General features: G+C 52.8%; 27 protein-coding genes. 17 read left to right on the forward strand and 10 right to left on the reverse strand.

What is annotated here, in order from left to right:
• The first annotated feature begins 562 nt into the window (after positions 1 to 562).
• On the forward strand, positions 563 to 1,570 hold the full coding sequence (gene trpS, locus MIB40_RS01635) for a tryptophan--tRNA ligase (protein ID WP_249690022.1): 1,008 nt from the start codon (positions 563 to 565) through the stop codon (positions 1,568 to 1,570).
• Positions 1,571 to 1,654: 84 nt separating this feature from the next.
• Here trpS and MIB40_RS01640 read toward each other — a convergent pair whose 3' ends face one another.
• Together MIB40_RS01640 and MIB40_RS01645 are read right to left on the reverse strand one after the other, a co-directional pair.
• Complete coding sequence (locus MIB40_RS01640) at positions 1,655 to 2,185, reverse strand: prolyl-tRNA synthetase associated domain-containing protein (protein WP_249690024.1); 531 nt, start codon at positions 2,183 to 2,185, stop codon at positions 1,655 to 1,657.
• Entirely contained in the window at positions 2,185 to 2,538 is a 354-nt protein-coding gene (locus tag MIB40_RS01645) for a VOC family protein (RefSeq protein WP_249690025.1), read from the reverse strand. The genes MIB40_RS01640 and MIB40_RS01645 overlap by 1 nt, the downstream gene beginning before the upstream one ends.
• A gap of 116 nt (positions 2,539 to 2,654) precedes the next feature.
• On the opposite strand from MIB40_RS01645, the gene MIB40_RS01650 reads away from it, so the two are divergent.
• The 3 genes from MIB40_RS01650 to MIB40_RS01660 are packed head-to-tail and all read left to right on the forward strand — an operon-like array spanning position 2,655 to position 5,821.
• Positions 2,655 to 4,520, forward strand: a complete 1,866-nt coding sequence (locus tag MIB40_RS01650) for a Na/Pi cotransporter family protein (protein ID WP_249690027.1) — start codon at positions 2,655 to 2,657, stop codon at positions 4,518 to 4,520.
• On the forward strand, positions 4,517 to 4,783 hold the full coding sequence (locus MIB40_RS01655; protein WP_249690029.1) for a hypothetical protein: 267 nt from the start codon (positions 4,517 to 4,519) through the stop codon (positions 4,781 to 4,783). Before MIB40_RS01650 ends, MIB40_RS01655 begins: the two co-directional genes overlap by 4 nt.
• A gap of 21 nt (positions 4,784 to 4,804) precedes the next feature.
• The gene (locus MIB40_RS01660) at positions 4,805 to 5,821 is read left to right on the forward strand and encodes an NAD(P)/FAD-dependent oxidoreductase (protein WP_249690031.1); all 1,017 of its coding nucleotides are present in this window, start codon (positions 4,805 to 4,807) and stop codon (positions 5,819 to 5,821) included.
• A 112-nt stretch (positions 5,822 to 5,933) separates the two neighbouring features.
• Here MIB40_RS01660 and MIB40_RS01665 read toward each other — a convergent pair whose 3' ends face one another.
• On the reverse strand, positions 5,934 to 6,200 hold the full coding sequence (locus tag MIB40_RS01665) for a DUF4404 family protein (protein ID WP_249690032.1): 267 nt from the start codon (positions 6,198 to 6,200) through the stop codon (positions 5,934 to 5,936).
• 112 nt (positions 6,201 to 6,312) lie between these two features.
• On the opposite strand from MIB40_RS01665, the gene MIB40_RS01670 reads away from it, so the two are divergent.
• From MIB40_RS01670 to MIB40_RS01680, 3 genes are all read left to right on the forward strand, one after another.
• Positions 6,313 to 6,975 (forward strand): fumarylacetoacetate hydrolase family protein, encoded by a 663-nt coding sequence (locus MIB40_RS01670; RefSeq protein ID WP_249690034.1) that lies wholly within the window; start codon positions 6,313 to 6,315, stop codon positions 6,973 to 6,975.
• A 193-nt stretch (positions 6,976 to 7,168) separates the two neighbouring features.
• Positions 7,169 to 8,746 (forward strand): AbgT family transporter, encoded by a 1,578-nt coding sequence (locus tag MIB40_RS01675; protein WP_249690036.1) that lies wholly within the window; start codon positions 7,169 to 7,171, stop codon positions 8,744 to 8,746.
• A 175-nt stretch (positions 8,747 to 8,921) separates the two neighbouring features.
• Positions 8,922 to 9,485, forward strand: coding sequence for a hemerythrin domain-containing protein (locus MIB40_RS01680; RefSeq protein ID WP_249690038.1), 564 nt, complete (start codon positions 8,922 to 8,924; stop codon positions 9,483 to 9,485).
• 90 nt (positions 9,486 to 9,575) lie between these two features.
• Here MIB40_RS01680 and MIB40_RS01685 read toward each other — a convergent pair whose 3' ends face one another.
• On the reverse strand, positions 9,576 to 10,844 hold the full coding sequence (locus MIB40_RS01685; RefSeq protein ID WP_249690040.1) for a sterol desaturase family protein: 1,269 nt from the start codon (positions 10,842 to 10,844) through the stop codon (positions 9,576 to 9,578).
• 167 nt (positions 10,845 to 11,011) lie between these two features.
• Between MIB40_RS01685 and MIB40_RS01690 the strand changes: the two genes are divergently transcribed.
• From MIB40_RS01690 to MIB40_RS01705, 4 genes are all read left to right on the forward strand, one after another.
• Positions 11,012 to 11,848, forward strand: a complete 837-nt coding sequence (locus MIB40_RS01690; RefSeq protein ID WP_249690042.1) for a dienelactone hydrolase family protein — start codon at positions 11,012 to 11,014, stop codon at positions 11,846 to 11,848.
• Positions 11,849 to 11,869: 21 nt separating this feature from the next.
• Positions 11,870 to 12,523 (forward strand): isoprenoid biosynthesis glyoxalase ElbB, encoded by a 654-nt coding sequence (gene elbB, locus MIB40_RS01695; RefSeq protein WP_249690044.1) that lies wholly within the window; start codon positions 11,870 to 11,872, stop codon positions 12,521 to 12,523.
• A gap of 28 nt (positions 12,524 to 12,551) precedes the next feature.
• Positions 12,552 to 13,019 (forward strand): thioesterase family protein, encoded by a 468-nt coding sequence (locus MIB40_RS01700; RefSeq protein ID WP_249690046.1) that lies wholly within the window; start codon positions 12,552 to 12,554, stop codon positions 13,017 to 13,019.
• 109 nt (positions 13,020 to 13,128) lie between these two features.
• Positions 13,129 to 14,955 (forward strand): SLC13 family permease, encoded by a 1,827-nt coding sequence (locus MIB40_RS01705; protein WP_249690048.1) that lies wholly within the window; start codon positions 13,129 to 13,131, stop codon positions 14,953 to 14,955.
• A gap of 49 nt (positions 14,956 to 15,004) precedes the next feature.
• Here the strand turns inward: MIB40_RS01705 and MIB40_RS01710 are convergent, their stop codons facing one another.
• Positions 15,005 to 15,580: a TetR/AcrR family transcriptional regulator gene (locus MIB40_RS01710; protein WP_249690050.1), complete on the reverse strand. Its 576-nt coding sequence runs from the start codon at positions 15,578 to 15,580 to the stop codon at positions 15,005 to 15,007.
• A gap of 94 nt (positions 15,581 to 15,674) precedes the next feature.
• Between MIB40_RS01710 and MIB40_RS01715 the strand changes: the two genes are divergently transcribed.
• Positions 15,675 to 16,076, forward strand: a complete 402-nt coding sequence (locus MIB40_RS01715) for an MAPEG family protein (protein WP_249690052.1) — start codon at positions 15,675 to 15,677, stop codon at positions 16,074 to 16,076.
• Between the two features lie 93 nt (positions 16,077 to 16,169).
• Here the strand turns inward: MIB40_RS01715 and MIB40_RS01720 are convergent, their stop codons facing one another.
• Genes MIB40_RS01720 through MIB40_RS01735 form a run of 4 tightly spaced genes read right to left on the reverse strand, consistent with a single transcriptional unit; the run spans position 16,170 to position 18,446 of the window.
• On the reverse strand, positions 16,170 to 17,033 hold the full coding sequence (locus MIB40_RS01720) for a sterol desaturase family protein (protein ID WP_249690054.1): 864 nt from the start codon (positions 17,031 to 17,033) through the stop codon (positions 16,170 to 16,172).
• Between the two features lie 13 nt (positions 17,034 to 17,046).
• The gene (locus tag MIB40_RS01725; protein WP_249690057.1) at positions 17,047 to 17,661 is read right to left on the reverse strand and encodes a hypothetical protein; all 615 of its coding nucleotides are present in this window, start codon (positions 17,659 to 17,661) and stop codon (positions 17,047 to 17,049) included.
• Between the two features lie 4 nt (positions 17,662 to 17,665).
• Positions 17,666 to 17,842 carry a hypothetical protein gene (locus tag MIB40_RS01730; protein ID WP_249690058.1) on the reverse strand — a complete coding sequence of 59 codons (177 nt, stop codon included), beginning with the start codon at positions 17,840 to 17,842 and terminating at the stop codon, positions 17,666 to 17,668.
• Positions 17,843 to 17,861: 19 nt separating this feature from the next.
• Complete coding sequence (locus MIB40_RS01735; protein ID WP_249690060.1) at positions 17,862 to 18,446, reverse strand: TetR/AcrR family transcriptional regulator; 585 nt, start codon at positions 18,444 to 18,446, stop codon at positions 17,862 to 17,864.
• A 136-nt stretch (positions 18,447 to 18,582) separates the two neighbouring features.
• Here MIB40_RS01735 and MIB40_RS01740 point away from each other — a divergent pair, with 136 nt between their 5' ends.
• The 3 genes from MIB40_RS01740 to MIB40_RS01750 all read left to right on the forward strand — a co-directional run bounded on the left by MIB40_RS01740 (position 18,583) and on the right by MIB40_RS01750 (position 21,937).
• A complete protein-coding gene (locus tag MIB40_RS01740) occupies positions 18,583 to 19,740 on the forward strand; it encodes an aromatic ring-hydroxylating oxygenase subunit alpha (RefSeq protein ID WP_249690062.1) in 1,158 nt (385 codons plus the stop codon).
• Positions 19,741 to 19,939: 199 nt separating this feature from the next.
• On the forward strand, positions 19,940 to 21,133 hold the full coding sequence (chrA, locus tag MIB40_RS01745) for a chromate efflux transporter (RefSeq protein ID WP_249690064.1): 1,194 nt from the start codon (positions 19,940 to 19,942) through the stop codon (positions 21,131 to 21,133).
• Positions 21,134 to 21,340: 207 nt separating this feature from the next.
• Positions 21,341 to 21,937 carry a DVUA0089 family protein gene (locus MIB40_RS01750; RefSeq protein ID WP_249690066.1) on the forward strand — a complete coding sequence of 199 codons (597 nt, stop codon included), beginning with the start codon at positions 21,341 to 21,343 and terminating at the stop codon, positions 21,935 to 21,937.
• Positions 21,938 to 22,078: 141 nt separating this feature from the next.
• On the opposite strand, the gene MIB40_RS01755 is transcribed toward MIB40_RS01750, so the two are convergent.
• On the reverse strand, positions 22,079 to 23,008 hold the full coding sequence (locus MIB40_RS01755; protein WP_249690068.1) for a radical SAM protein: 930 nt from the start codon (positions 23,006 to 23,008) through the stop codon (positions 22,079 to 22,081).
• Positions 23,009 to 23,174: 166 nt separating this feature from the next.
• Between MIB40_RS01755 and MIB40_RS01760 the strand changes: the two genes are divergently transcribed.
• Together MIB40_RS01760 and MIB40_RS01765 are read left to right on the forward strand one after the other, a co-directional pair.
• A complete protein-coding gene (locus MIB40_RS01760) occupies positions 23,175 to 24,044 on the forward strand; it encodes a fructosamine kinase family protein (protein WP_249690070.1) in 870 nt (289 codons plus the stop codon).
• 204 nt (positions 24,045 to 24,248) lie between these two features.
• Complete coding sequence (locus MIB40_RS01765; protein ID WP_249690072.1) at positions 24,249 to 25,640, forward strand: phospholipase effector Tle1 domain-containing protein; 1,392 nt, start codon at positions 24,249 to 24,251, stop codon at positions 25,638 to 25,640.
• Positions 25,641 to 25,644: the final 4 nt, after the last annotated feature.

The raw sequence follows: 25,644 nt of genomic DNA on the forward strand, positions 1-25,644 counted from the left end.
GGGTCTGGCAATCTGCTAAAGGAACCGCTGTCTTGCTAGCAGACTCTATACTGACGGGATCACTATCGCCGCCCTGAGGCTTGTGATCTGCCTACGGTCTTCCGGGATCACTACTGTCGTCCTGACTCTTGTGATCTGCCTACGTCCTTCCGGGATCACTACCGCCGTCCTGACTCTCGTGATCTGCTTACGTCCTTCCGGGATCAGTATCGTCGTCCTGAGGCTTGTGATCTGCCTACGTCCATCCGGGATCACTATCGCCGTCCTGACTCTCGTGATCTGCCTACGTCCTGTAGGCAAAAAAAAGCCCCGACCAAAAGGAGGAGAGGCCAGGGCGTATAAGATGTACCAATTAGGAGTCAAGCGAGTCACTTAACTTTCACCATTGTAGTGCTTGCACTTCCACTGCCCAATTCGTAAAAGTACGCGGCCTGTAGGGACAAATACCTACCTTGGCCAGGCTATCGGTATTTACGGCCTTAACCTATCCAGCGGACTCTTCTATAATCGTGCGCCATCCATTCGATCACATTTGGCCGCCTGACGGTCTATAAAGGGCATTATGAGCACAACCAAAACCCTCACCGGTATTACCACTTCCGGCACTCCTCACCTGGGCAACTACGTGGGAGCCATTAAGCCGGCCGTGCAGGACAGCCTGAATCCGGGCATCAGCGCTTATTACTTTATGGCCGACTACCATGCGATCATCAAAACCCGGGATCCTGAACGGGTGCACCAGTCCTCTCTGGAAGTGGCTGCAACCTGGTTGGCCTGCGGCCTGGATACCGATCGCGTAACCTTCTACCGCCAGTCCGACATTCCGGAAATCATGGAGCTTTGCTGGGTGCTTAACTGCATGACCGCCAAGGGCTTGATGAATCGTGCCCATGCCTACAAGGCGGCGGTGGATGCCAACGTGGCGGAAGGCAACGATGCCGATCAGGCGGTCACTATGGGGCTATTCAGCTACCCGGTTCTGATGGCCGCTGATATCTTGATGTTCAATGCGAACAAGGTGCCAGTAGGGCGCGATCAGGTTCAACATCTGGAGATGGCCCGGGATATTGCGGATCGTATGAACCATCACTACAAAGTAGGCTTTACCCTGCCGGAAGCGGTTGTGGGTGAAAACGTGGCGGTGTTGCAGGGTCTCGATGGGCGCAAGATGAGTAAGAGCTACGACAACACGATTCCTTTGTTTGAGACGGAAAAGAAGCTGCGTAAATCGATCAACAAAATCAAGACCAACCTGCTGGAGCCCGGAGAACCAAAGGATGCTGACGACTCCACGGTATTCCAGATCTGGCAAGCCTTTGCTGACGAATCGCAGACCGCTTCTATGCGCAAGGCGTTCGAAAACGGTATTGCCTGGGGTGAAGCGAAAAAGCAGCTGTTTGAACTGGTCAACGAAGAGTTGAAAGGTCCCAGGGCTCGTTATGAAGAATTGATGCGGGACCCCGGCTTTGTCGAAGCCGAGCTGATCAAGGGGGCGCAAAAAGCACGGCAAGAAACCGCGCCCTTTATGGCCAAGGTGCGTCAGGCGATGGGAATCCGCCCGCTGGTCTGAGGGTCAGTCCTGTTTGATTGAAAATTCCTTATCGGGCATCACTCATCTGTGGTGATACCCGGTAAGGGGGCGCCCTCCAGACTCTCAGGATTCCAGTGACAGCCAGCGGACGCTGTGGCCGCTGTCTCCTACCAGCCGTAACAACAACTCCATATCGACCGCCATGGTGCAGCGATTGCTCAGTGGGTGGCAATGCATCAGGTCCGCTTGCTGGAGGTCGGCATCGATCACCGCCTCGACTTTGTGCTGAGGATCGTTGAGTAAGGATAACAATGACAAAGCTCCTGGTTCGGTACCCAATAGCTGGGCCAGGTCATCGTTGCTTGCCATGCTAAGTCGGGAGCTATCGAGTTTGCTGGCCAGCCGTTTCAAGTCCGCGCGACGGTTTTCCTCGGTGCACAACAAAATATAACGGCTGCCTTTGCGGTCTTTCAAGAACAGGTTTTTAGCTTTTACGCCAGGCAAATCGCCAAGAATGTCGGTCGCTTCTTCGCAGGTAAAAACCGGTTCATGGGTGCGGTATTCGATACCGGTCTGGCGTAGCTTGAGCAGGTTGAACAGCTCGTCTGGGCACAGGGGTTCGCTTGCTTGCGCGGGAACCGTAACAGCGGGCATCAGGCTTCGCCCACCAGGGTGATGATGTTGTTATCGTAATCGAGCATGTGTAGCAGCCAGCCACCCCAGCTCTGTTGTTCCGGTGGCCCGGTGAATTCAACACCCAGGTGATCCAACTCGTCGTATTCGGCATGAATATCTTCGACGGACAGGGAAACGCCGCTGAAGCGACCAACCAATTCGGATTCTTCGTCTATCTGCTCCAGAATCAGCTTGGCCGGGCCGGTATCAAACAGGGCGAAGCCGGCTTCCTCATCGCAGCTACTGACCTCCAATCCCAGAGTCTCTTCATAAAACGCCAAAGCGTTATCGAAGTCCCGGGTAAACACCCGAACCGCATTGATATGAAACATTGATCTTCCCCTGCATCAGCCAAGCTAGCATTCTGGCATAGTCAATGGATCTCGCCTAGCACAGCAACCAATGCGATAAGATAAGTCACCAATAACCATCTACCTTTGTAGATAGAATGAAAAAAATATTCCTACCAACCATTTTTATCGTGCTCGGATACGGATTCTGGGCCAGCCCCCAGTTCAAGGAGATCAGCGCCGGCGTCGCGATATTCCTGTTTGGCATGCTATCCCTCGAAGAAGGCTTCAAGGCGTTTACCGGCGGCATGCTGGAGAAGATGCTCAAAGCTGCAACGGATCGCTTGTGGAAAAGTCTGGGCTTTGGCTTTCTGGCGACCACATTGATGCAGTCCAGCTCGCTGGTATCGCTGATCACCATCTCATTTCTCAGTGCCGGCCTGATAGAACTGGCCCAGGGGGTTGGCATTATTTTTGGTGCCAATATCGGCACGACCACCGGCGCCTGGCTGGTGGCCGGGCTCGGTATGAAGGTAAATATCTCGGCTTACGCGATGCCGATGCTGGTGTTTGGCGTGGTGCTGCTGTTCCAGGGCAGCCGAATGCTCAAAGGCATAGGTTACATTCTTTCTGGCCTGGGCTTCCTGTTTTTGGGGATCCACCATATGAAAGAAGGCTTCGAGGCTTTCCGGGGTAGTATCGACCTGGTGTCTTATGCTGTGCCTGGTTTGGCCGGGGTTCTGGTTTTTACTCTGTTGGGTGCCGTCGCCACCGTCATCATGCAGTCGAGTCATGCGACGTTGATTCTGATTATTACCGCCCTGGCGGCTGGACAAATCAGCTATGAGAATGCTCTGGCGCTGGCCATAGGCGCCAACATAGGAACCACCATTACCGCCTTGCTAGGGGCGGTCAGTGCCAATATCGCAGGTAAGCAGCTGGCCGCTGCGCATCTGGTATTCAATTTTATCACCGCCCTGTTGGCTATTACATTTTTGCCCGGACTGGCTGTCGTTGTGGATAGTACCGCCCAGTGGATCGGTATTGCCCATGACAACTATGTGCTCAAACTGGCAATCTTCCACAGTCTTTTCAACCTGATCGGCGTGGTGGTTATGTTGCCCTGGATTCGCTATCTGGTGCGCTGGCTGAAACGTACCATGCGGCCCAGGGAGCGCCGTAAAGTCGACGACCTGCCTCCGGGAGAAACTGATAGACGTGCCTATGCCGATCGGGCACGTTATCTGAAACCGGCGGTATTGAGCTATCCCGATACGGCGCTGGAAGCGATCATTCGCGAAGTCAGGCATCTGTTTGATAATGCCTTCGGCGTTATGTCTCACGGGTTGTTTTTGCACCGCACTGAGTTGCTCTCCGACAAGCCGCTGGAGGAGTTTGTCACCCCCGGAGGGCTGCCTAAGATGCACACGGACGTCGATGATCTGTATCAGCAGCATGTGCGGTCAATCTATTCCGAAGTAATCGCCTTTGCGGCCCGCGCTCAATCGGGTATGAACGAGTCCCAGACGCAACTGCTGTTTGCACTGAAACTGGCCAGTCGTGACATCGTCGAAGCGGTTAAAGATATCAAACATTTGCAAAAGAACCTGCGCTTGCAGTTGTCGACGGGCACTCCGGTGATGCAGCAGCAGTACAACCTGATTCGCATACAGCTAGGGCAACTGTTACGAGAACTTAGCCGTTTGCGCAGTGAACAGTCTGACGAGCAGATTTTATTGCGTCTGGCACGCTTGAAACTGGATACACAAAAGGTGGATATTCTTAGCAACGGCGTGTTGGACCAATTGATTCGTCGCGAGGAGATTTCTGAATCGGATGCAGCTTCATTGATCAACGACTACAGTTATGCGCTCAGGATCGCGCATAATCTGATTGCCATGGCCGAGGTACTATTCAGCGCCACCTCGAGCGGAATGCCCGGTGTCGGCCAGACGTTGGCGCTCGAGCCGGAAGATATTCAGCGTTTGCTAAAGGCCGAGACTGTTGACAGGGAGGGGGTATGACGGACAAGGTAAAGTATCGCAAACTGCTGCGTCGATTGAAGGCTTTTCTTGATGCCGATTTTCGTATGCAGTTGCAAATGCGAGAAGATATCCAGAATGTGTTAACCAAGCTGAAGAAGCGGCAGAAAAAACTTCAGCTGATGTGCGATGAAACCTTTGATGAAGCTGCCAGGCAGCAATTTGAAGAAGAGATAGAGTTAGTCAGAGCGCAGAGGAAAAAAGGGATCGAAGTGCTTCGAGAACTGGACCGGGATCCCTCCTGAAAGCGCTGAAGGGAGAGCAGAATGCGGATCAAATATAACGTAGCAGTGGTCGGGGCCGGACTCAGTGGCTCTCTGGTTGCCAGGCGTTTGGCCGATGCCGGATTAAAAGTCACCCTGTTTGAAAAAGATCGCAGCAGTGGCGGACGCTTGAAAAACCTGTTGCTGGACAGCCAGCCTGTCGATATCGGGGTACCCCATCTGCCGGGTGGCTCGGAGCTGTTGACGACACTCAAACAGCAGTGGCTGGATGCGGGTGTGATAACCCCCTGGCCTGTGGATATTTACGACTTTCACAACAATGGTGAACCTTTCACAAAGCAACAAAAAACACTCTATCTGGGCACCAATTACCAGGCTCAGGTGACCGAAGCCTTGATCCAGGATATTGACCTGGTGTGTGATACTCGAGTGATCAGTGCGGTGGCGGAAGATGGTTGGTATCTGCGTTGTGATCAGGAGGAAACCCACGGCCCCTATGATTTCCTGATCATGGCGTTGCCCGCCCCCAAAGTGGCACTGCTGTTGAAAGAGTTCCCGGGGCTGCAGGCCATGGCTCGAAATGTTCACTACATCCCCTGCTGGATGAGCGTGCTGGAATTTGAAGAGCCCCTGAATCCGGGGTTCGATGTGGCTCATGCGAGTGACCGGTTCAATGGTTTTCCCGGACAAAATCCACTCTATATGCTGATACATCACAACAACAAACCCTCACGCAGCGCCGGGAAAGATACCTGGAGCGTTTACTGGTGTGCCCGGGAAAGTGTTGAATACAAGGATGTGAGTTCCGACGAGGTGTCCGAGCGCAGCTTACGAGCGCTGGAACAGCTACTGGATCGTCCCTTACCGGCAGCTCAGGTCCACAATCATCATTGGTTGTATTGCCAGTCTTTCGATCAGTTGAACGAAAACAGTTATTACCTGGATAGCGATATCCATATGGGGTTATGCGGTGACTGGTTTGAGCCGGGAGGCTTGGCCGGGGCTGTGGCCAGCGCCGAAGGGTTGGCGGATGCTCTGCTGAAAACTTTGCCCAGATAACGCTCAGCTTCTTCAGTTTGAAACAGGTTTGCCGGGTAGACGATGGCCTGTATTGCCGAACGGGGCATGGCAGGCCATCTTGATAGAAGCCCTAGATTCAGGGCGGCGACCGCTAGACGCCAATGTTTTTCAACACTTCCATAACCTGACGGGTGGCGGTTGCGATCGCGGGATGACTCTCGCCAAACCGTATTGCTTCTTCCTCCAGTTTGTTTAACAGGGTTTCGGACGGCGTCTCGAGCTCCGGCTCGTTCAGCGCCTGATTGATCTCATCGGCGATTAAGCGCAATTCAGCGGTAGTGCATTCATCCACCGCCTCGACATCGTCAATCACTTTGCGCAGGTTAGTAACCTGTTCGTGCAACCGCTGTTTAGGCATTGTAATTCCTTCTCTCAACGTTAATCACTGTTATCATCATACGCCGAATACTGCGGGGGTTAAACGCACCACCGACAGCAAAGAGTGTCGCATCGATAACGGGGAGAAAAAAATGTCTTATCAGCACCAATGGTATCAAGGACCAAGGATCGATCTGCCATTGGGAAAAGTGGTCTGCATCGGCAGGAATTACGCCGAGCACGCGCGGGAACTGAATAATCCGATCCCTGAGCAGCCCATTCTCTTTATCAAACCGGCGACTTGCGTTGTGCCCTTGGAACAGCCACTCCAACTCCCTCAGCGTTGGGGGCCGGTGCATTATGAAACCGAATTAGCGATCCTGGTCGGGCAGCCCCTGAGTGCGGCGACGCCTATTGAGGCGGTTGAGGCCATAGTGGGCATAGGCTTGGCGCTGGACCTGACATTGCGCGAGATGCAGTCAGAGCTTAAAGCCAAGGGTCACCCCTGGGAACGGGCTAAATCCTTTGATGGTGCCTGTCCGTTGAGTCCTTTCTTGCCGCCCGATCAGTTAGGGCCTCTGGGCGCCCTGGAATTCACCCTGGAGATCAATGGTGAGGTGCGACAGCGTGGCCACAGCGACCAGATGTTGACCGCCATTCCTCAGTTGCTGGCCCATGCCAGCGAAAGCTTTACTCTGATGCCCGGTGATGTGGTGCTGACCGGAACACCGGCCGGGGTTGGCGTGTTGCAGCAGGGGGATCAACTAGCCCTCGAGTTACAGACGCTAGGGCAATTCTTGACCCGGGTTACGTAGGTTTCACTCGGGGTTGCGGATACGGGAGTTGGTGGCGAGGGATTGTCTCCAGACATAGACGAGGCTTTCGTTTTACGTAGCACGGCCTCGGCTTATACGAATACAGGAGGATTTTTCGGCGCGCTATGCTCAAGAGCCAGCATTGAGGCATCGTCGCTTGGCGGTGTGGATGCAATACCGCCATGGAGCGACAATGAGCAACGATGTACTGGCTTCCGAACCGACCAAACCGCCTGCCCCGCAGGGATCACCTCGCATAGAACGTTTTCTGAACACCATCGAATACGCGGGTAATAAACTGCCCGATCCGGCCATTTTGTTTTTATGTGCCATGATCGCTGTGTGGTTGTTGTCGGCGATACTGTCCCAATTTTCTCTCGATTTGATCCATCCTGCCTCTGGGGAAGTGGTTGCGGTCACTAACCTGTTAACCGGTGAACGACTGGCCGAGTTTCTCTCCTCTATGGTGACCACCTTCACCAGTTTTGCCCCCCTAGGCATTGTGCTGGTGGCGATGTTGGGGGTCGGTGTGGCCGAACAATCGGGCTTTATCAATACCGGGCTGAAAAAGCTGCTCAGTATTACCTCCCCTCGATTTTTAACCCCGACACTGGTTTTGGTGGCGATCATGAGCCACACCGCAGCCGATGCCGGTTATGTGCTGGTGATACCGCTGGGAGCGATCATCTTCCAGGCGGCTGGTCGGCACCCTCTGGCGGGTATTGCCGCGGCCTTTGCCGGAGTCTCCGGTGGTTTTGCGGCCAATTTTATTCCCTCGGGTATCGATCCCCTGTTGCAGGGCTTTACCCAGTCTGCGGCGCAAATTCTTGATCCGGACTATCTGGTTAACCCGCTCAGTAATATCTTCTTCACCGGAGTGTCATCGGTCCTGATCGTGTTACTGGGATGGTACGTGACCGATAAAATTGTTGAGCCGAGATTATCGAAAGTAGCCGTTGATGCCGATGCCCGTGAAGGGGATGATCTGAGTGGCTATAGCCAGCGGGAGAGCAGTGCATTCCGTTGGGCTGTACTGGCCATGGCTGCAGGCATTGGCTTGCTGGTGTTCGCGGCTTGGCCGGAAACCTCGCCTTTACGCTCACAAGCGGGCGAATTGACCGCTTTCTCGGCACCACTGATGCAGTCGATTGTGCCGTTGATCTTCCTGCTGTTTGTGATTCCTGGTGTTGTATATGGCCTGCGCTCAGGTACCTTCAAACGCGCCAGCGATGTCATCGACGCGATGAGCAACACCATGAACACCATGGGTTCCTACATGGTCATGGCTTTCTTCTGCGCCCTGTTTATCAAGGCCTTCGCCGACTCAAACCTGGGGGCGGTGATAGCCCTGAGCGGTGCCGAATTACTGCAATCTCTTGAGTTGTCCGGGGGCGTGACCATTGTCGGGCTGATCTTTCTGGTGGCTTTCGTCAACCTGATAGTGGGGTCAGCATCGGCTAAATGGGCTCTTATCGGACCGGTTCTGGTGCCCATGTTGATGGCAGTGGGGATTTCTCCGGAGCTGACTCAGGCGGCGTACCGTGTCGGTGACTCGGCTTCCAATATCATTACCCCGTTGATGGTCTACTTCCCGCTGGTGGTGGTGTATTGCCAGCGCTACGTGAAGAACACGGGGATCGGGACGCTGGTGTCCATGATGTTGCCTTATTCGGTCACCTTCCTGATTTTCTGGCCACTGTTTCTGCTGGCTTACTGGGGACTGGGGCTGCCACTGGGTATTCAGGCGCCCTATGGTTATCCGGCACCCTGATCTTGACTGGAAAACGACCGGAATAACAACAAACCCGCACTGACTGATTAGGCGCGGGTTTGTTGACAGTCGTCAATAGATGCCCTGTCTGGGCTGGCAGCTGCCCATTTGTCGGACCAGAATAAGAACTATCCTTTAACAAACCTGTGGCAGGAAGGCTGCCGGGAGTGAACCTATGCAACAGCTAATCGAACGTTTATACGAAGACCATAAACACCTGAGCCGTGTGATTAACTGTCTGCAGAAAGAGATGTACGGCTTTTCGGGTGGCCCGGATGCGCCGGATATGTCGGTGATCCTGGATGCCATGGACTACATTCGTAATTACCCCGATGCCTTTCATCATCCACTGGAAGACCGCATCTATGCGCAGATGGAATCGCGCATAAGCGATACTGAGTTGTTGCAAATGCTGCAGCGGATCGAGTTACAGCATCATCAACTGCATGCCCTGAGCACCCGCTTGCAGAATGACTTCCATGCCATTGCTAACGATCAGGCGATGCCGGTTGAACGCCTGTTGAATGACTTCCAGGCCTACCACGAGTTGATAGCCGAACACATGAAGTGTGAAAACCGCTACCTGATACCGGCGATCGAACAGTATCTGCAGCCGGAAGAGCTGGAAGCGATCCGCGAAGAGCTGGATGCCCGACCCGACCCCATGTTTGGTGGCCAATTGCTGGCCCAGTATGAGGGACTGTATAAGTATCTGATCGAAAGCGAACAGGCCGCCTAGGGGGTTGGCTTTCTGGCTGCGTTGTCCCGAGCCGGTGTTTACTTGGCTTGCTAGGTCAAAATGGCCATCAAGCGCCTGCCAATCGAGAGCTTACTCCGCGGCAGAAGCCAGGGCTTGCAAGCTCAGGCCACGCTCCAGCCGGGTCAGCCAGGCCGATGACAACACAAAGTAACCCAGTAGCCAGATCCACTCGGTGGTGGAAAAGCTGAGCTGATCCAGGGCGACTAGCAGCACTGCGCTGGCGGCACTCAGTGCCATACGCCACTTTTCATGTTTAACGAATCCTTCCCGGCCCTCCAGCATATAACCGATGCAAAACAGGCTGTAGCCCTGCAACGCCGTCAGCAGCCCGGTAAACCACAGAGGGTGCAGGTGACTGACCGCCATGATCCAGGTCGTGAAAACGATCATCACCAGGAACTGAAACATCAGGTAGACCGTTAACGCAGAGGGAATTCGTGTATCGAAGGGTGTGAAGTTATCCAGATCGGTGCGCTTCAGAGGGTAACGCTCAGCGACATCGGCAGGGCGCCAGCCCGTGGGACGCACCCAGATGGATAGTCGGTCCTGCCAGCGAGTCGCGTGACGGGCGTCCTGCAGCATCTGTACATAATGTTGCAGATTGGCCCACAGTGGGTTCCAGCTGGCCAGGGGTTTGCGTACGCCATAGATAATTTTTTCCTCGTCACTCTCTTCGGCAAAGGTGCCGAGCAGCCGATCCCAGATAATAAAGACGCCGCCGTAGTTACGGTCCAGGTAACGGCTGTTCTGGGCGTGGTGCACGCGATGGTTGGAGGGGGTGACGAAGATCCATTCCAGCCAGCCCAGCTTGGGAATGTGGCGGGTATGAACCCAGAATTGATACAGCAGATTAGCCGCCGCGACCACCGCAAAAACCAGCGGCGGAACTCCCGCCAGTGCCATCGGCAGGAAGAAAATCCAGCCGAAAACAAACCCGGAACTGGTTTGTCGCAGCGCGGTGGTCAGATTGTACTCTTCGCTCTGATGGTGCACCGAATGGGCCGCCCAGAGAATATTGATCTCGTGCCCCAGTCGATGCGCCCAGTAATAGCAAAAATCGTAAGCCACGAAGGCTGCAAGCCAAAGCCATAGGCTGTCACTGTTCCACTGTGCCAGGCTGAATTGCTCATAGGCCAGCAGATAGATAGCCAACGTCAGCGTCTTGCTCAGAACCCCCGAGGTAATACTGAACATGCCGGCGCTGAGACTGTTGATGCCATCATTAATGCGGTAGTAATCACGTTGGCGCAGCCAGCCGGCGATCAGTTCGATCAGAATTAGGCCAAAGAAAACGGGAATGGCGTACACGATATAGTTCATTGGCGCGTCAGTATTCATAATGCTCTCGACAGGGCTGTTTATTATTATAGTGTTGACGACCCGCCAAAGCAGGCTCGTTTCACTCAACTTGCAGGATATGTTAGCGTCACTCAATACGTCATCGGTAGTCTGAAGCTACCCTAATTACTCTCTGATAATGACAGTACGTGCATGGATTCGCGATTATGAAAACACTTTCTCTGTGGAAACTGTTGTTATTGATGTTGCTACTGATGGCCGTGGCCATTGCCGTGTATGGCTGGCCCTACCGTAACGCGATCTTCGTTACGCCCAAAAGTGGCGAACAGATCGCCGCTGAGCTGACCCCCTACTTCCAACTGTTCAAGCCAGAGGGGAAAGGGCCCTTTCCTGCGGTTGCCGTCTTTCATGGCTGTGCTGGTCCCGAGGCCGACCTGTCTTTGCCGCGGGCTGCCTGGCTAACCCGTCAGGGGTACGTAGCCTTGCTGGTGGACAGCTTCACAGGGCGAGGTTATCAGCGCAGTGATGTTTGCAGCGGTACCCGCTTCTGGGGTAATCAGCGAGTAGCGGACGTCTATGCAGCGCTGTCCTACCTGCGGGATCAACCCGAGGTGGATGGGGATAATCTGGCCTTGCTGGGTTATTCCCATGGTGGCTGGACCTTGCTCGATGCTCTGGCTTACGACGATGAGCGTCCAATCGGGGCCTTGCAGGCAACCCCGGGTGGTTTGCGAGGGGTCAAGGCCGTGGTGGCTTATTACCCCTATTGCGAATTCCCTGCGCATTCGGCGACCGGCTGGAAAGCCAATATACCGGTACTTGGGTTGTTGGCCGGACAGGATTCCGTGGTCGATGTGGAGGCTTGTTTGCGGTTGTTTGAGCGGATGCAGGCAGAAAACAAAGCATTGGACTATGAACTCTATGCCCAGGCCGAGCATGTTTTTGATGCCGAGAGTCGACCCGACTATTACGATCCTGTCGCGGCCAACAAGGCATTGCAGGTGATGGCTGATTTTCTCGAGCGTCAGCTGGCAAGTAATTGATAACAGTGAAGGAGAATTGCCATGGGCAAACGCGTAGCGGTTATTCTATCAGGGTGTGGAGTGTTCGATGGTTCCGAAATCTATGAGTCGGTTATTACCTTGTTGCGACTCGATAGCAGCGGTAGCAGTTACCAGTGTTTTGCCCCGGATATTCCCCAGTACCATGTGATCAATCACCTGACCGGTGAAGAGATGCCGGAACAGCGCAATGTGCTGATAGAGGCCGCACGCCTGGCCCGGGGAGACATTAAAGCACTCAGGGATCTGGACGCCGACCTGTTCGATGCCCTGATTGTTCCCGGGGGGTTCGGTGCGGCCAAAAACCTGTCCGATTTTGCCGTTAAAGGCAGTGAATTGAACGTCTTGCCCGAATTGCAGCGGGTGGTGACAGACTTCCACGAGTCGAGCAAGCCGGTGGGGTTGGTCTGCATAGCTCCGGCGATGGCAGGAAAACTCTTTGCCAAGGGGGTTACCTGTACCATTGGTGACGATGCCGATACCGCCTCCGCGATCGAAGCAACCGGTGCCGTGCATCAAGACTGTGGCGTCGATGGCATTATCGTTGACGAAACATTTCGCTTAGTGACGACACCGGCCTATATGTTGGCGGGTCGACTCACGGAAGCGGCCAGCGGAATTAATCAGTTGGTCGATAAAGTTCTGGAGATGGCGTGATGCGCGTTGTCCCGTTAAAGGAAAAACTATGAATGAAGTAGAAGAGTTCCTACCCGAAATCCGCCAGGCGGTGATCGATTTTATGAACCGGGTTCCTTTTAACAAGGTAGTCGGTTTTACGCTGACCGATATCACCCCGGAAAAGGTCACCATGACGTTGCCCATGCGCCCGGAGCTGGTGGGTAATTTTATTACCGGTATCCTCCACGGTGGGGTGATTTCGTCGATGATTGATGTGGCGGGTGGTGCCATGTCCCTGGTTGGGGCCTTTCGTAAACTGGAACATTTACCGCTGGAAGAGCGTGTACAGCGTTTGTCTAAAATCGGCACCATCGATCTGCGTGTCGATTATTTGAAACCCGGACGAGGTGAGCGATTTGAGGTGGAAGCGACCCTGCTGAGAGCCGGGAACAAGGTAGCGGTAACACGGGCCGAATTTTTTAATGACAAGGGAGAACTCTGTGCCGTAGGTACCGGAACCTATCTCTGCGGTTAACTACCCTGGCCCAGAGTAATCAGTCGCTTCGGTATGATTTTCAACCGTCATGAAAACAGTTGAGCAGTGATACCCTGATCTTAGGAGGGCACTGTACGAGGAAAGCTGTGTGAACTCTGAGATTCTATTTGTACTGGGCCTGCTGCTGGTCACGGTGGCTCTGTTTATTTGGGACCGGGTACGTATGGATCTGGTCGCCATGGGGGTCGTGCTGGTATTGGCATTGTCTGGTGTGATTACTCCGGCTGAAGCTGTGTCCGGTTTTGGCAACAGCATCGTGGTGATGATCGCGGCGCTTTTTGTGGTCGGCGAAGCCTTGTTCCGCACCGGCGTGGCGGCGGCTACCGGCAACTGGATTTTGCGAGTCGGCGGTCATACCGAGCAAAAATTATTGTTGTTGCTGATTCCGGTGGTGGCCCTGTTGTCAGCCTTTATGAGCTCCACGGGTGCGGTTGCGTTGTTTATTCCGGTGGTAATGAGTATTGCTCGCAGTACCGGTATGAGCCCTTCTCGCTTATTGATGCCTCTGGCATTTGCTGCCCTGATCGGCGGCATGCTCACACTGATCGGCACACCGCCTAATATTGTGGTCAGTAGCCTGCTAACCGATGCCGGCCTGGAGAGTTTTGGTTTCTTCGACTTTACCCCCATCGGTTTTTTGGTGCTGGTGGTTGGTATGGCCTATCTGATTCTGGTTGCCAGTCATCTGTTGCCTCAGGCAGCGGTCGAGCGTGATAAAAATGGCCAGAGGCGCCTGAGTGATTTTGCCGAACGCTATGGTATTGATCAGCATCTGTTTCGCTTGCAAGTGCTGCCTGGGTCGCCATTGATTGGCAAGACAGTAGTCAATGCGGGAGTGCGTACGGACTACGAAATCACCCTGTTTGGTATTCGTCGGCAGGGCAAGTTGTTGTCCAGCATGCTGCCGGTATTGGCTGAAACCCAAATGGAAAGTGGCGATCTGATAATGATCTATGGCGAGTTATCAGAAGTGCTGAAGTTTTGCGAAGAGCAACGTTGTGCAGAAATGGGCTTTCCGGAAGTGGAACGGGAACGAGCGCGCAATGAGTTCGGGGTCGCCGAGGTCTTGGTGTATCCCCAATCTCGCCTGATCGGTAAAACCATAAAATCAGGCCGATTTCGTGAGCAATATCAACTCAGTGTTATTGGCATGAAGCGTAACAATGAACCTTTGGTCGCCCAGTTTAATGGTGAGCCTTTACAGGCCGGTGACAGTTTATTGTTGCTGGGAGGCTGGAGATATATTGAAGCCCTGCAAAGCAATCATGATTTCCTGATTGTTGATACACCGGCAGAACTGCACGAGGTCCCGACTCGCGCTAACAAAGCGCCGCTGGCGTTGGCGATTATGCTTGGCATGCTGGTGGCGATGGTTGCGGGCTGGTTACCCAGCCTCAGTGCAATTTTGGTAGCTGCCGTTGCCATGGTCGTTACCGGCTGTGTGACCTTGCCTGAAGCCTATCGCTCGTTTAATGCCATGAGTCTGGTATTGATTGCCGGCATGTTACCGCTGGCACTCGCAATGGATAAAACCGGTGCGCTGGCATTGCTTGCGGATCAATTAATTCTCCACCTGGGCGATAGTTCACCGTTGATTGCGTGTCTGGTATTTTTTCTGCTGACTTCGATCTTCAGCCAATTTATTTCCAATACGGCGACCACGGTGCTGGTAGCGCCTATTGCCCTGGCGACTGCCGAGGGGCTGAATATGAGCCCCGCTCCCTTTATGATGATGGTGGCCATCGCAGCCTCTACCGCGTTTTGTACCCCTATTGCGTCGCCGGTCAATACTCTGGTGCTCGGACCGGGAAATTACCGCTTTATCGACTTTGTTAAAGTCGGTGTGCCTCTGCAGTTGTTGGCATTGGTCGTGGCGATAGTTGCCGTGCCCTGGTTGTTCCCGTTTGTCGGCTAGGTAGGTTGTTAGTGATGCCAAAGTGAGCCGCCGGCTTATTCGTCTAGCGCTAAATCCCTTCCAGAATCTGGCGAGCTTGTTGGCGGCAAGAGTATAGGATGTTTTTAACCAGACCCTGATCTTGCAGCGTTCTTGCCACCGCCACGGCGCCAATAATCATCGAAGTCAGAGACAGGATAGCTTCTTTGTCAGCGTTTTTTTTGCCCCCTGCGTACGTCAGAAGCAGTGCGTTCATATTTTTATAGGTCTGGGTGTAGGCTTGCTTGGCCGTTTCGTCGCGCGACACGATATCCGTGGCCAGAAAAGCCAGGGGACAAGGTGTGCTGCCATTCACATGTTCGAGGCTCAGGTAGGTGTCGAGCAGCTCCCCTAACCACTCTTTAGATGATAGCCCCTCGGGCTTTATACGTGCCAATTCACTGTTACTGGCAGAATACTCCAGCGCCGCCTTATAGAGCTCAGACTTGCTGTTGAAGTGCGCGTAAAAAGCGCCTCGTGTCAGCGAGCAATTGTGCATCACTTCATCCACCGTTACAGCACTATATCCTTTGCTGGAAAACAGTAAGCGGGCACTTTGCAGAATACTCTGGCGGGTTTGTGCTTTATGGGCTTTTGAATAGGGCATGGAGAGCTGTGCTGCCTCGAACTTTATATATGTTCTTTATCATATATAAAATGCTGGTAGGATCAAATTTTTGGTAACTTTCAAGGATGAGCTTATGATCTACGCCATGTTTACACTGACTATTCTGACTTTTGTGGTCGGTTTCCTGACGGTAAAGGCAAGAGTGGCCGCCGTTAAAGATGGCGCACTTTCTCCCGGCTATTTCAGGCTGATGCAGGGGCAAGATGTACCCGAGACGGTAACCAAAACGACGCGCTGTTTTAACAACCTGTTTGAAGTTCCGGTGCTTTTTTATGTGGTTTGTACTCTCTATATTGCGCTAGGAATAGACAGTCAGGTAGCGCTATTGGTCGCCTGGATATTTGTGGCGGCACGAGGAGCCCAAGCCTATATCCATATCACTCATAACCATGTGATGCACAGAATGTTGTCGTTTGCAGCCTCGGTAGTTTGCGTTCTTATGCTCTGGATCTATCTGATAATGTATATGGGCTAGTCGGTTTCGTTCAGATTAGCCTTAGACCTTTCAGGCGATCCATGATTTTGAATGGCCTGAAAGCGAGATTTTTTTGAGTATTTTTATGTTGCCTTAACACTTGTTTTTGGGTTGCCATCCAGGCGGCTTTATCAGATAACGAATAAACACCGACCGACTCTTAGCTCCCGTCAGATCCTTATAGAGACGTGAAAATTCAAAGAACTGTACAGTAATAGGGTTTTTGCTGGTCATGGGAGTCGTAAGCCCGTAGGTGGGTAACTCTTCCTCTTTTTGAAATGTGCCGAAGATCCGGTCCCAGATAATTAAGATTCCGCCAAAATTTTTATCGATATATTTTGAGTCAGATCCGTGATGAACCCGGTGGTGAGATGGCGTATTAAAAAACCATTCCAGGGGCCCAAGTTTTCCGATCATTTCGTTATGAATCCAGAATTGATAAGCCTGTACTAATACTTCAGCAGCAAAGATCATTATGGGATTAAAACCCATCAATACCAGCGGCAGGTGAAAGAGTACCGAAACCACCGGGTCGAACAGGCTGAAGCGAAATGCAGTAGCGGTATTGTAAACGCTGGAGCTGTGATGGACCGAGTGAGCCAGCCAGAATAAGCGAATCCGATGTATGGCGTAGTGTTCAATGTAGTAGGTCAGGTCAGCCAGTAGTAAGACCAGTACGGCACTGTAGCCATTTACTGGAATCTTCCAGGGAATCCATTCATAAATCATAAAATAGAGGTATACGGCGCTACCAAATATGATTATTTCCGAAAAATAATAGGGTACCTGGGTAAATACGCTGGTAGCAGTTTCTAGCAAACGCTCGCCACTGAAGCGACGAGTTACTGCATCGTTCAAAATTTCCAAGCCCAGAAACAGGCAAGCAAAAACCAGTATCCAGTCGTAGATATTGAACGACATAAATTCCATGTAGTTCAGCCAACGCTCTTCACTCACAGGTTAATCTCCTTTACTGGATTCCAAGGTAGGCCGTCACGGCTACAGGCTGGAAATTTTCATTCAACACCCACCGTTCAAAATCGGATTCATAGACTAAGGTGGATGATGGTGATTCGGTGTTTTGCCAGGCGTCGAGTACTGTTTGATCCGGAAGTTTTTTGTATTTACCCGCCTTAATGATGACAGGATCCATTCCTTTAATGGGTTCGTTGAAACCCAACGTCAGGACGATGGAGTGATTGCCAGGCTCGTAGTCCCGGTAAACGGCATAGATCACTTTACGTTGGGTCATCATCGGTGCTAACGGAGAATTGGCCAGGTTTTGCCAATGAGTTCTGATTTGTTGTGCGGAATCTCCGTTAAGATCGATTCGTTGGCTCAATCCCGTTATTTGTGACTCCGTGATCAGCTCCTGCGTAGCATGCGGTGGTATATCCCCTTCAACCGAGTCGGGAGGTACTTTTGTCAGGAGATTCTTGATGACGTGCTGATTGAGTTCCTGGGCCGCAGGGTTGTTGTGGTTCGAGAGAGGCAACCATGACTGCCACACCAGGAATACCAGCATACTGATCATTACCAGACCATAAACACAGCGGACCAACAGGTGACGTTGAGGTAGTGCCATGCTGTTAAAACTCCCAGAAAAAACAGGATGCCGCGACTAGCAGCCAGAGTAACATGGTGCTCCAGTAGGCTAAGGGTTCCTGTGCGCGGTAAAACTTTCGGTGTAACCAGGCGCTGCCGCTGAACAGGTCATAAGTGACCCAGAGCAGTAGTATTACTCCCAAACTGTAAGCCAGAGTCATAGTAAACTCCTATCGGATGTTAGTTGGTTGTTAAAGAATTGAGGAGATGTTGCGCCGCAATACAGGCCGGTTGACGGTAGCGTTGGTTTAGCCCTAAGGGCGCAAGAGAATCGAGGTTGAAATAGAGGGAAATAAGGCCAAAAGAAACCGCCTCAAGATCCTGATCGGCTGATTTTGGGTGATCACTTTTCAGGATAAGGGTTATGTCGTCGGTAAAACGCTGCATCCATTCCTGCATCCGCAGACGCAGGACTTTGTCGCGAGCGGATGAGAAAATAAGGGACTCAATCACCAGAATATACTCCGCATCACTGTACTGATCGCTGAACAGGCCTTGCAAGAGATGGTCGCAACGATTGCGCGCCGGTAAGGCATCGATAAAGCCGCGCCATTGCTGCAATGATTGTTCGAGTACACGGTCTACCAGCAAAGATTCCAACGCTTCACGGTTACCGACAAAGTGACGAACCAGGCTGCGTTTTAGGCCGGATTCTTCCGCGACTCGTTCCAGAGTGCTGCCATCGAGGCCATAGCGAGCAACGCATCGGTAAAAGGCATCGAGGATCTCTTCGGTGCGCTCCTCTTTCTTGCTTGGACGGCCCATTTTATTACTCCAGATAGATTGTCATTATCGGCAGTTTACTCTATCGTTATTTATTGTCAACTATGACAACAAATAACCGGCGGCTGAGCGGTTCGGCTGTTTGCGGTATATCTGAATGAATCTACGAGGAAAGAAAATGACCCGGACAATAATGGAGGCCTATCGGCAATCGGCTCAGGTGTCTCTTAAGCAGGCCTGCGGTTTGCCATTTGCTGTCTACCACGACCCGGCTGTGTACGAGGCTGAGGTTGAGCAGGTTTTTTTGAATGACTGGATTTTTGCCTGTGCTGCCGACAGGTTGGCCATCGCGGGGGATTACTTTGCTATGGATATCGCTGGTGAGCCCCTGATCCTTATCAAAGGACAAGACGGCGAGTTACGGGCGCTTTCAAATAGCTGTCGTCATCGGGGGACGCCGTTGCTGGAGCAAGGCTTTGGTCGGCTATCGAAAAATATCGTCTGTCCCTATCATGCCTGGACGTTTGACGATAAGGGCTCGTTCAGGGGTGCGCCTCTGACAGGAGACGTTGTCATTGAGAAAGACGAACACTGCTTGGCGCGGTTCGCGGTGGCATCCTGGAATGGGCTGATTTTTGTAAATCTGTCAGACTCTCCCCTGCCCTTCGCTGAAAAAATTGCAGGGGTGGATGACTACCTGTCGTTGTTTGAACTTCAACGCTTTCAATACTCCTACCAAATGCCTGTGGAACACTGGCAATGCAATTGGAAGCTGGCCGTGGAAAATGGTATCGAAAGCTACCATCTGTTCAAGGTACATAAGCAAACTCTGGAGACAACGACGCCAAGCAAGCAGGCATATTACGTCGCCGGAAACGCTGAATGGGCGTTGACCGGTGGAACGATCAAGGATAAACGTAACTCAGTGACCAAGTGGTTAAGCGGATATTACCCGGAAATTTGTCACCATTATTTGCTGCTCTTCCTGCCACCTTCATTTATTGCCGTGATTACCTGCGATGGATTGAACTGGATCCAGATTTTACCGCAAGGCCCCGAGCAATGCCGGCTGGTCCCCGGAGGGTTGTTGGAGCAGAAAGTCAGTGATTATAGGTCACCGGAATTTCAGTTTGTCGAAGCCTTTCTGGCTGAGGACAGGAATATTTGTGAGAGGGTTCAAGGTGGGATGCGTTCCCGGAAAAGCCAAGGGGGGAAACTGGTCAGTATGGAGAAGATACTGGTCGATTTTCGCCAATACCTTTCCAGTCGATTATTTCAGACCGTCCCGGACGGGTTTGTTGAAACAGAGCGTGCTGCGGTTTTTTTAAAGCTGTAATGGCTTTTCTTTAGTATGGCATTACGCCGCAATGCCATTGTAAAACAGAAAAAATTATACCCTTGAAATATTTCTATAAAGTTAATTTGTTATAAAACCTTTTTGAACTGCAGCCAGGTCGGTGTTGGCTGACTTGATTGATTTAGTGTTTATCGCTACCTCGGCATTTGGCCCTGATTGTTAATAAGGAAACACCTGAATGTCCGCACAACAAACTTCGAATCAAGGCAGCGTTATCGAAGTGTTTATCACCTTTCTCAAATTAGGCTTAACCTCTTTTGGCGGCCCGGTCGCCCATTTGGGATATTTCCATCGAGAGTTGATAGAGCGCCGGCAGTGGTTGGGTGAAAGCCAGTTCGGTCAATTGCTCGCCATTTGTCAGTTTTTGCCGGGGCCAGCCAGCAGCCAGCTGGGCTTTGCTCTGGGTTTGTTGCGTGCGGGATGGTTGGGGGCCTTAGCGGCCTTTGTTGGCTTTACGCTGCCTTCGGCGCTGTTGATGATTGGCTTTGCCTCGATACTGTCCTGGCTATCTGGTCCCTTGGCCGAGGCGGCAATCGATGGTTTGAAACCGGTGGCCTGTGCGGTGGTGGCCGATGCTGTTTGGGGTATGTCGAAAAAACTCTGTCCCGACCGGCAGAGACGAGGTATCGCTTTGTTGGCGATCTGTACGTTGTTGTTGATGGATTCGGTTTGGGCGCAACTGCTTGTGGTGGTTGGGGGCAGCTTGGCCGGTGCACTGCTGTGCCGGATCTCACAGGAAGAGACGAGTGGCCATATTCGGGTTGCCTACGGCAAGCGAACCGGATTGTTAATCTTGTTCGTTTTTCTGGTGTTGCTCTGCGGTCTGGCGTTGGCGCCGGCAGAAATGTTTTCTGTCGCCAATGCGTTTTTCCAGGCCGGCGCACTGGTCTTCGGCGGTGGTCATGTCGTGCTGCCGTTGCTCGAAAATTCGGTGGTCGCAAATGGTTGGATAAGCAATGAGAGTTTTCTTGCCGGTTACGGTGCTGCGCAGGCAATACCGGGACCCATGTTTGCCTTTGCTGCGTACCTGGGTGCGCTGATTCCGCTAGCGCAAGCGCCCTGGCTTGGTGCCTTGGTCGCGCTGGTGTGTATTTTTTTACCCGGCTTTCTGCTGTTGGTGGCCGTGTTGCCATGGTGGCAGTCATTTTACAGGAATTCGGCGGCTCTGAACGCCATTGCCGGTTTGAACGCCGCAGTAGTTGGGATTCTGGGCGCGGCTCTGTATGACCCTGTGTTTACTTCCGGTGTGGCATCGAATGTCGATCTGACCATTGGCATCATCGGCTTCGGGTTATTGACCCTGTGGCAACGCTCGCCCCTATGGGTAGTCATCTGGTGCGTGGCGGCCAAGCTGTTGCTTGTGACGATTTAGTGGCTCGGGATTGTGATGGTCAAAAAGTGACGGATGCTAATCAAAATCCATACTAACTAAAGTGAAGAATCGTCAGAATATTTTACAAGCCTTAGGGCGGGCAGTAGGTTGGCGAATAAATTCATCTTATAAATTAACAGCTTAAAAGAATTGGTGTGAACTTTGCGCTTAGGCCAGTTCAAACAAAGTTGATTTAGAGGATACAACATGAAAAAAGGATTTTTTTTGATAGCGATGCTGCTGTGCAGTGTTAACGTGCATGCGTTGGCCATGTCCTACACGGGTAATTTTAGCAATGATGATGCGCGTTTTTATACCAGCTTCACTGTCACTCAAGAATCGACGGTCAACCTGACCTCCTGGGGTTATGCGGGAGGCACCAATGGCGCCGGGAATGTGATCGCGGATGGTGGCTTTGACACCCAGCTGTTTCTGTTCGATAGCGCTGGTGATCTGGTAGAGGATGATGATGATGCTTCTAATGTGAACTCGGCATCATCAGGAAATTCTTGGGATGCACTGCTCTCGTTGATTTTGGATGCCGGTTCCTATGTCGCCGTACTAACGCAATATAATAACGATTTCGAATCGGGTGACCTCTTTACCGGGGTTTGGTCGGGAGCTGGTACCTCAAATTTTGTTGATGATGATAACAATCAACGCACCTCGGCCTATGCGTTTGATATTTCAGGTGAGTTTGTCAGTGATGTAAGAGCGACAACGGTGCCCGAACCGGAAACACTGGTTCTGTTCGCCCTGGGCCTTCTTGGAATAGGTGCTGCAAAACGGAGAAAGGCCTCGTAACAGGTCGCTTGTTTAAAAATACATTTATGTTACTGGAAAAGCCCCGGCCTTGGTCGGGGCTTTTTTATTGACAAACTTAGGGCACCTCTGATGAATGACTGGGTTGGAGTGTTCACGGTATAAGCGTGGGTTGAATTGGAGTTAGATCTCGCTGCAGGAGGAGCCAAACGAGAAGCAACTGAAGCAACGGTGGTGCTTCATACTGACTCGTTCTTGCATTACGGCGCGCAGGCTGGTGCCCTGGTTATAGTCGACGTCATCGTCGACCAATGTGCACGAATAGATACCCAGCTGACCCTGCTTCTTGACGATCATCTTACTGAACGCGCACATAAACTGTTGTCGACTCTGCTCGTTCTGATACTGGGTCATACAGTTTTCGGTGACGGCCGGCACCTCGGCGCTGGCACCGGGGGGCAGAAAATCGGGGAAGGCCACCAGGCGTAAATTTTCGTCCAGGCCATAACGGCGAAACAGTTCCCGATACTGAGCTTCTACCGCGGGCGTATCTTCGTCGGCTGCCATTTGCCGGGCGACCGACAGGTGAAAGCCCAGCTCCTGCAACAACTGCATGCCTTCCATCGCCATGTGAAAGCTGCCTTGGCCACGGCCAGCGTCGTGTTCCGCTGCTTGCGGGTGGTCGAGGCTGACTCGGAAAGCAACCGGATGTTCGCACTCCAGCAGCTGATGGAGCTGCTTACGGCGCTGGTGCAGGGGCTCGGTCGCATTGGTCAGTACCAGACAGGGACGCAGGTTGGCGGCGTACTCGAGTACTTTGATAATCTGTCTGGCGACAAAGGGTTCGCCGCCAGTGAAGGAGAATTGCTCGACCCCAAGTTCTATGGCTTCGTCCATATAGGGTTTCACTTCATCAAACTGGATCAGTTCGATGCGCTTATCGGCCGGACCGGAGCCTTCCAGGCAAAAGTCGCAGGACAGGTTACAGGCTGTACCTGTATGGAACCAGAGCTCCTTGAGCTGGTGAGGCTGGATGTAGCCTCGCTTCTCGCCGGATGGGGTATAGTTCCAACTGTCATAGTTGTCCGTACTAACGGTGTTGATCATCTGCATGCCGGGCCAGCGTCCTTATAAACTATGGTAATTCTTAAACTATGCTATTTCGCACGTGGTGTACGAGGTTTGAGAGTATGACCCTCGATTGGGCAATTGGCTTTCAGGCTATCCTGCCTGATTTTCAGGAAAGCGTCATCATTTGCCCAGCTGGCAGGTGTCCGCCGTGTTAGCCAACAACCAGCGTGGTTTTCTTGAACAGTGCCTGGGCCGGGCATTGAAGACCGAGGTAAGCATTCAATCGATATCGCCAGTCAGTGGAGGTGATATCAATGGTGCCTGGCGATTGAGCACCACGGCAGGCTGTTTTTTTGTCAAGCACAACACCCAAGCAGAGAATCAAAATTTTGCTACCGAAGCGAACAGTTTAAGGGCGTTGGCGCGCTGTGAAAGTATGTTGGTCCCCCGAGTCATTGCTTGCGAGCGCGGGCAGGGGGATAACTACTTGCTGCTGGAATATCTGTCACTGCGCCCGGGCAATGGTTCCGCGCTGGGCAAAGCCCTGGCCTGCTTGCATCGACAGCATACCGGGGAAGCCTATGGCTGGCCCGAAGACAATTTTATTGGCCGGACGGTCCAGCGCAACAAGTCGATGCCGAGCTGGGCTAGCTTTTTTGCTCGCTGCCGGATTGAGCCACAGCTTATCCTGGCTAACCAGCGCGGGGCGAATCTGGGTGAGCCCGAGTTCTGGGTAGTACGGGTTGAAGCCTTATTGGCGAATCATCAGCCTGAACCCTCCCTGCTTCATGGTGATCTTTGGGCGGGCAACGCGGCCCTGAGTGATAAGGGCGAGGCAGTGCTATTTGATCCGGCCAGTTACTATGGCGATCGTGAAACCGATCTGGCGATGACACAGCTGTTCGGTGGTTTTGACCATGACTTCTACCGTGCCTATCAGGCGGAATGGCCCTTGCCAACTGACTGTGCACAGCGGCAAACCCTGTATCAGCTGTACCATGTACTGAACCATTTCAATCTGTTCGGGGGCTTTTATCGTGACCGGGCCCTGTCGATGCTCGAATTGCTGCCAGGCTGACCGGTTCCGTCCCGAGAATGATATATAACGCTTTGGTTCAAGGCTCGCGTTGTAATGCAAATTTGATCGTAAAGAGATCGCGCTGCTGCACTATACCTAGAGTGTTCGAGCAGATTATGGCGGCGGGCTTGTTGGTAATTATTGCCGATAGGGCCGTCGACCGATGTTGCTTCAGGAGAGATCGCTGCGTGCGGAGGGAGCGCCATGGGAAAACCAATTCTGTTGTTTCTGGATGGGAGCTGGGGACAATTCAGGAGAGTGCCTGCCAAGGGTAATCTGGTTCGACTGAAGCAGATGGTCATGCTGGCAGACGGGGTGGTGCCGACACACAACCCTGCCATTTATTATGACGATGGCAACGCAGCAGCCTGGCATTGGAAAAGCTGGACAGGGCTTGGGGCCCTGCAGCAGGTGGAGCGTGCTTATGATTACCTGGTAACGCACTTCGAGCGCGGCGATCAGCTGTACTGTTTCGGCGCCAGTCGAGGCGCCTGGGCGGCACGCAACCTCTGTGGCTTTATCGATCGGGTGGGCTTGTTGCCGATGAGTCGTCGGGAGCAACGCCGTCAGGCCTATCAATTGTACCGGGCCGAGCAGCGGCGCCCTTTATCAGTGGATGAGCGGAAGACTTATGAATCCTGTTATCGCTGTAATGCCATGCCGGAAATTCGCATGCTTGGACTCTGGGATACCCTGGGCGCCAATGGTATTCCTGTCCCGGGTTTGACGCAGCTATCGTCCCGGTTGGGCTGGTGTTTGGGGCGTCAGTCGGCGGTGCCGGTTGTACATGCCGCCCGGCAAGTGTTGGCGATTGACGAGCAGCGTTCGTTTTATCCACCGTCCCCCTGGCTCACCCAAGGCTCGGAAATGGGCCAGCATCCTGAGGTGGAACAGCTCTGGTTTACCGGCAGTCATGCCGATGTGTGTGGTTATGGTGATCCTTATCTGGGAGACCGTAGCCTGTTATGGATGGCCGAAGAGGCCAGTCAGGCTGGCACACCCCTACGCGAAGAGGCGCTTCAGGGGCTGCGTTTTCGTATCACCCGAGAAGAACAGCACAGTGATGCCCAGGCGTTGAAGCAGGGGCATTCACCCCAGGTGACCCGGGAGTTTGGTCTCTTTCACCGTCTGTTCGAGCGCTTTGGCTGGGACGCGGAACCACGAACCATTGGCTATCGACAGCGAGCCGAACAGGGTATGGAGCCCATATTGGGTGAGCTGGTGCATCCCAGCGTGGATAGAGTGATCGGTATCAAGGGCGGCTTTTATCGGCCCAGAAATCTGCTCAATGCTCTGGCCACCGGGCAGGTGCGTTTTGCCGCTGGTTACGAGCCACAGTACTGCACCCAGTATTACCCGGAAAGTGAACGACGCTCAGGGGAGCGCGAGTCCTGCCTCGAGCTGGCCGAGCTCAGTATCGGCGGGAATAGCATCGAATGCCTGGTGCTGGATCGTTCGGAATCAGGGTTGGGGATCAGCTGCAAAATGGCCTTGCAACAGGGTGAAGTCATCGATCTCACCGAATCTCGGGACCCGCGTAAAGCACGTATCATGTGGGTGCATGAAGAGCGAGCGGGGATCGCCTTTGCAGCCTGATCCC

The organism is Aestuariirhabdus haliotis (assembly GCF_023509475.1).
GTDB lineage: Bacteria > Pseudomonadota > Gammaproteobacteria > Pseudomonadales > Aestuariirhabdaceae > Aestuariirhabdus > Aestuariirhabdus haliotis.

What these genes read in the sequence shown, in the direction of transcription:
- trpS (WP_249690022.1), top strand. Translation starts at nt 563, where the DNA reads ATGAGCACAACCAAAACCCTCACCGGTATTACCACTTCCGGCACTCCT.
- MIB40_RS01640 (WP_249690024.1), bottom strand. Translation starts at nt 2,185, where the DNA reads ATGCCCGCTGTTACGGTTCCCGCGCAAGCAAGCGAACCCCTGTGCCCA.
- MIB40_RS01645 (WP_249690025.1), bottom strand. Translation starts at nt 2,538, where the DNA reads ATGTTTCATATCAATGCGGTTCGGGTGTTTACCCGGGACTTCGATAAC.
- MIB40_RS01650 (WP_249690027.1), top strand. Translation starts at nt 2,655, where the DNA reads ATGAAAAAAATATTCCTACCAACCATTTTTATCGTGCTCGGATACGGA.
- MIB40_RS01655 (WP_249690029.1), top strand. Translation starts at nt 4,517, where the DNA reads ATGACGGACAAGGTAAAGTATCGCAAACTGCTGCGTCGATTGAAGGCT.
- MIB40_RS01660 (WP_249690031.1), top strand. Translation starts at nt 4,805, where the DNA reads ATGCGGATCAAATATAACGTAGCAGTGGTCGGGGCCGGACTCAGTGGC.
- MIB40_RS01665 (WP_249690032.1), bottom strand. Translation starts at nt 6,200, where the DNA reads ATGCCTAAACAGCGGTTGCACGAACAGGTTACTAACCTGCGCAAAGTG.
- MIB40_RS01670 (WP_249690034.1), top strand. Translation starts at nt 6,313, where the DNA reads ATGTCTTATCAGCACCAATGGTATCAAGGACCAAGGATCGATCTGCCA.
- MIB40_RS01675 (WP_249690036.1), top strand. Translation starts at nt 7,169, where the DNA reads ATGAGCAACGATGTACTGGCTTCCGAACCGACCAAACCGCCTGCCCCG.
- MIB40_RS01680 (WP_249690038.1), top strand. Translation starts at nt 8,922, where the DNA reads ATGCAACAGCTAATCGAACGTTTATACGAAGACCATAAACACCTGAGC.
- MIB40_RS01685 (WP_249690040.1), bottom strand. Translation starts at nt 10,844, where the DNA reads ATGAATACTGACGCGCCAATGAACTATATCGTGTACGCCATTCCCGTT.
- MIB40_RS01690 (WP_249690042.1), top strand. Translation starts at nt 11,012, where the DNA reads ATGAAAACACTTTCTCTGTGGAAACTGTTGTTATTGATGTTGCTACTG.
- elbB (WP_249690044.1), top strand. Translation starts at nt 11,870, where the DNA reads ATGGGCAAACGCGTAGCGGTTATTCTATCAGGGTGTGGAGTGTTCGAT.
- MIB40_RS01700 (WP_249690046.1), top strand. Translation starts at nt 12,552, where the DNA reads ATGAATGAAGTAGAAGAGTTCCTACCCGAAATCCGCCAGGCGGTGATC.
- MIB40_RS01710 (WP_249690050.1), bottom strand. Translation starts at nt 15,580, where the DNA reads ATGCCCTATTCAAAAGCCCATAAAGCACAAACCCGCCAGAGTATTCTG.
- MIB40_RS01715 (WP_249690052.1), top strand. Translation starts at nt 15,675, where the DNA reads ATGATCTACGCCATGTTTACACTGACTATTCTGACTTTTGTGGTCGGT.
- MIB40_RS01725 (WP_249690057.1), bottom strand. Translation starts at nt 17,661, where the DNA reads ATGGCACTACCTCAACGTCACCTGTTGGTCCGCTGTGTTTATGGTCTG.
- MIB40_RS01730 (WP_249690058.1), bottom strand. Translation starts at nt 17,842, where the DNA reads ATGACTCTGGCTTACAGTTTGGGAGTAATACTACTGCTCTGGGTCACT.
- MIB40_RS01735 (WP_249690060.1), bottom strand. Translation starts at nt 18,446, where the DNA reads ATGGGCCGTCCAAGCAAGAAAGAGGAGCGCACCGAAGAGATCCTCGAT.
- MIB40_RS01740 (WP_249690062.1), top strand. Translation starts at nt 18,583, where the DNA reads ATGACCCGGACAATAATGGAGGCCTATCGGCAATCGGCTCAGGTGTCT.
- chrA (WP_249690064.1), top strand. Translation starts at nt 19,940, where the DNA reads ATGTCCGCACAACAAACTTCGAATCAAGGCAGCGTTATCGAAGTGTTT.
- MIB40_RS01750 (WP_249690066.1), top strand. Translation starts at nt 21,341, where the DNA reads ATGAAAAAAGGATTTTTTTTGATAGCGATGCTGCTGTGCAGTGTTAAC.
- MIB40_RS01755 (WP_249690068.1), bottom strand. Translation starts at nt 23,008, where the DNA reads ATGCAGATGATCAACACCGTTAGTACGGACAACTATGACAGTTGGAAC.
- MIB40_RS01765 (WP_249690072.1), top strand. Translation starts at nt 24,249, where the DNA reads ATGGGAAAACCAATTCTGTTGTTTCTGGATGGGAGCTGGGGACAATTC.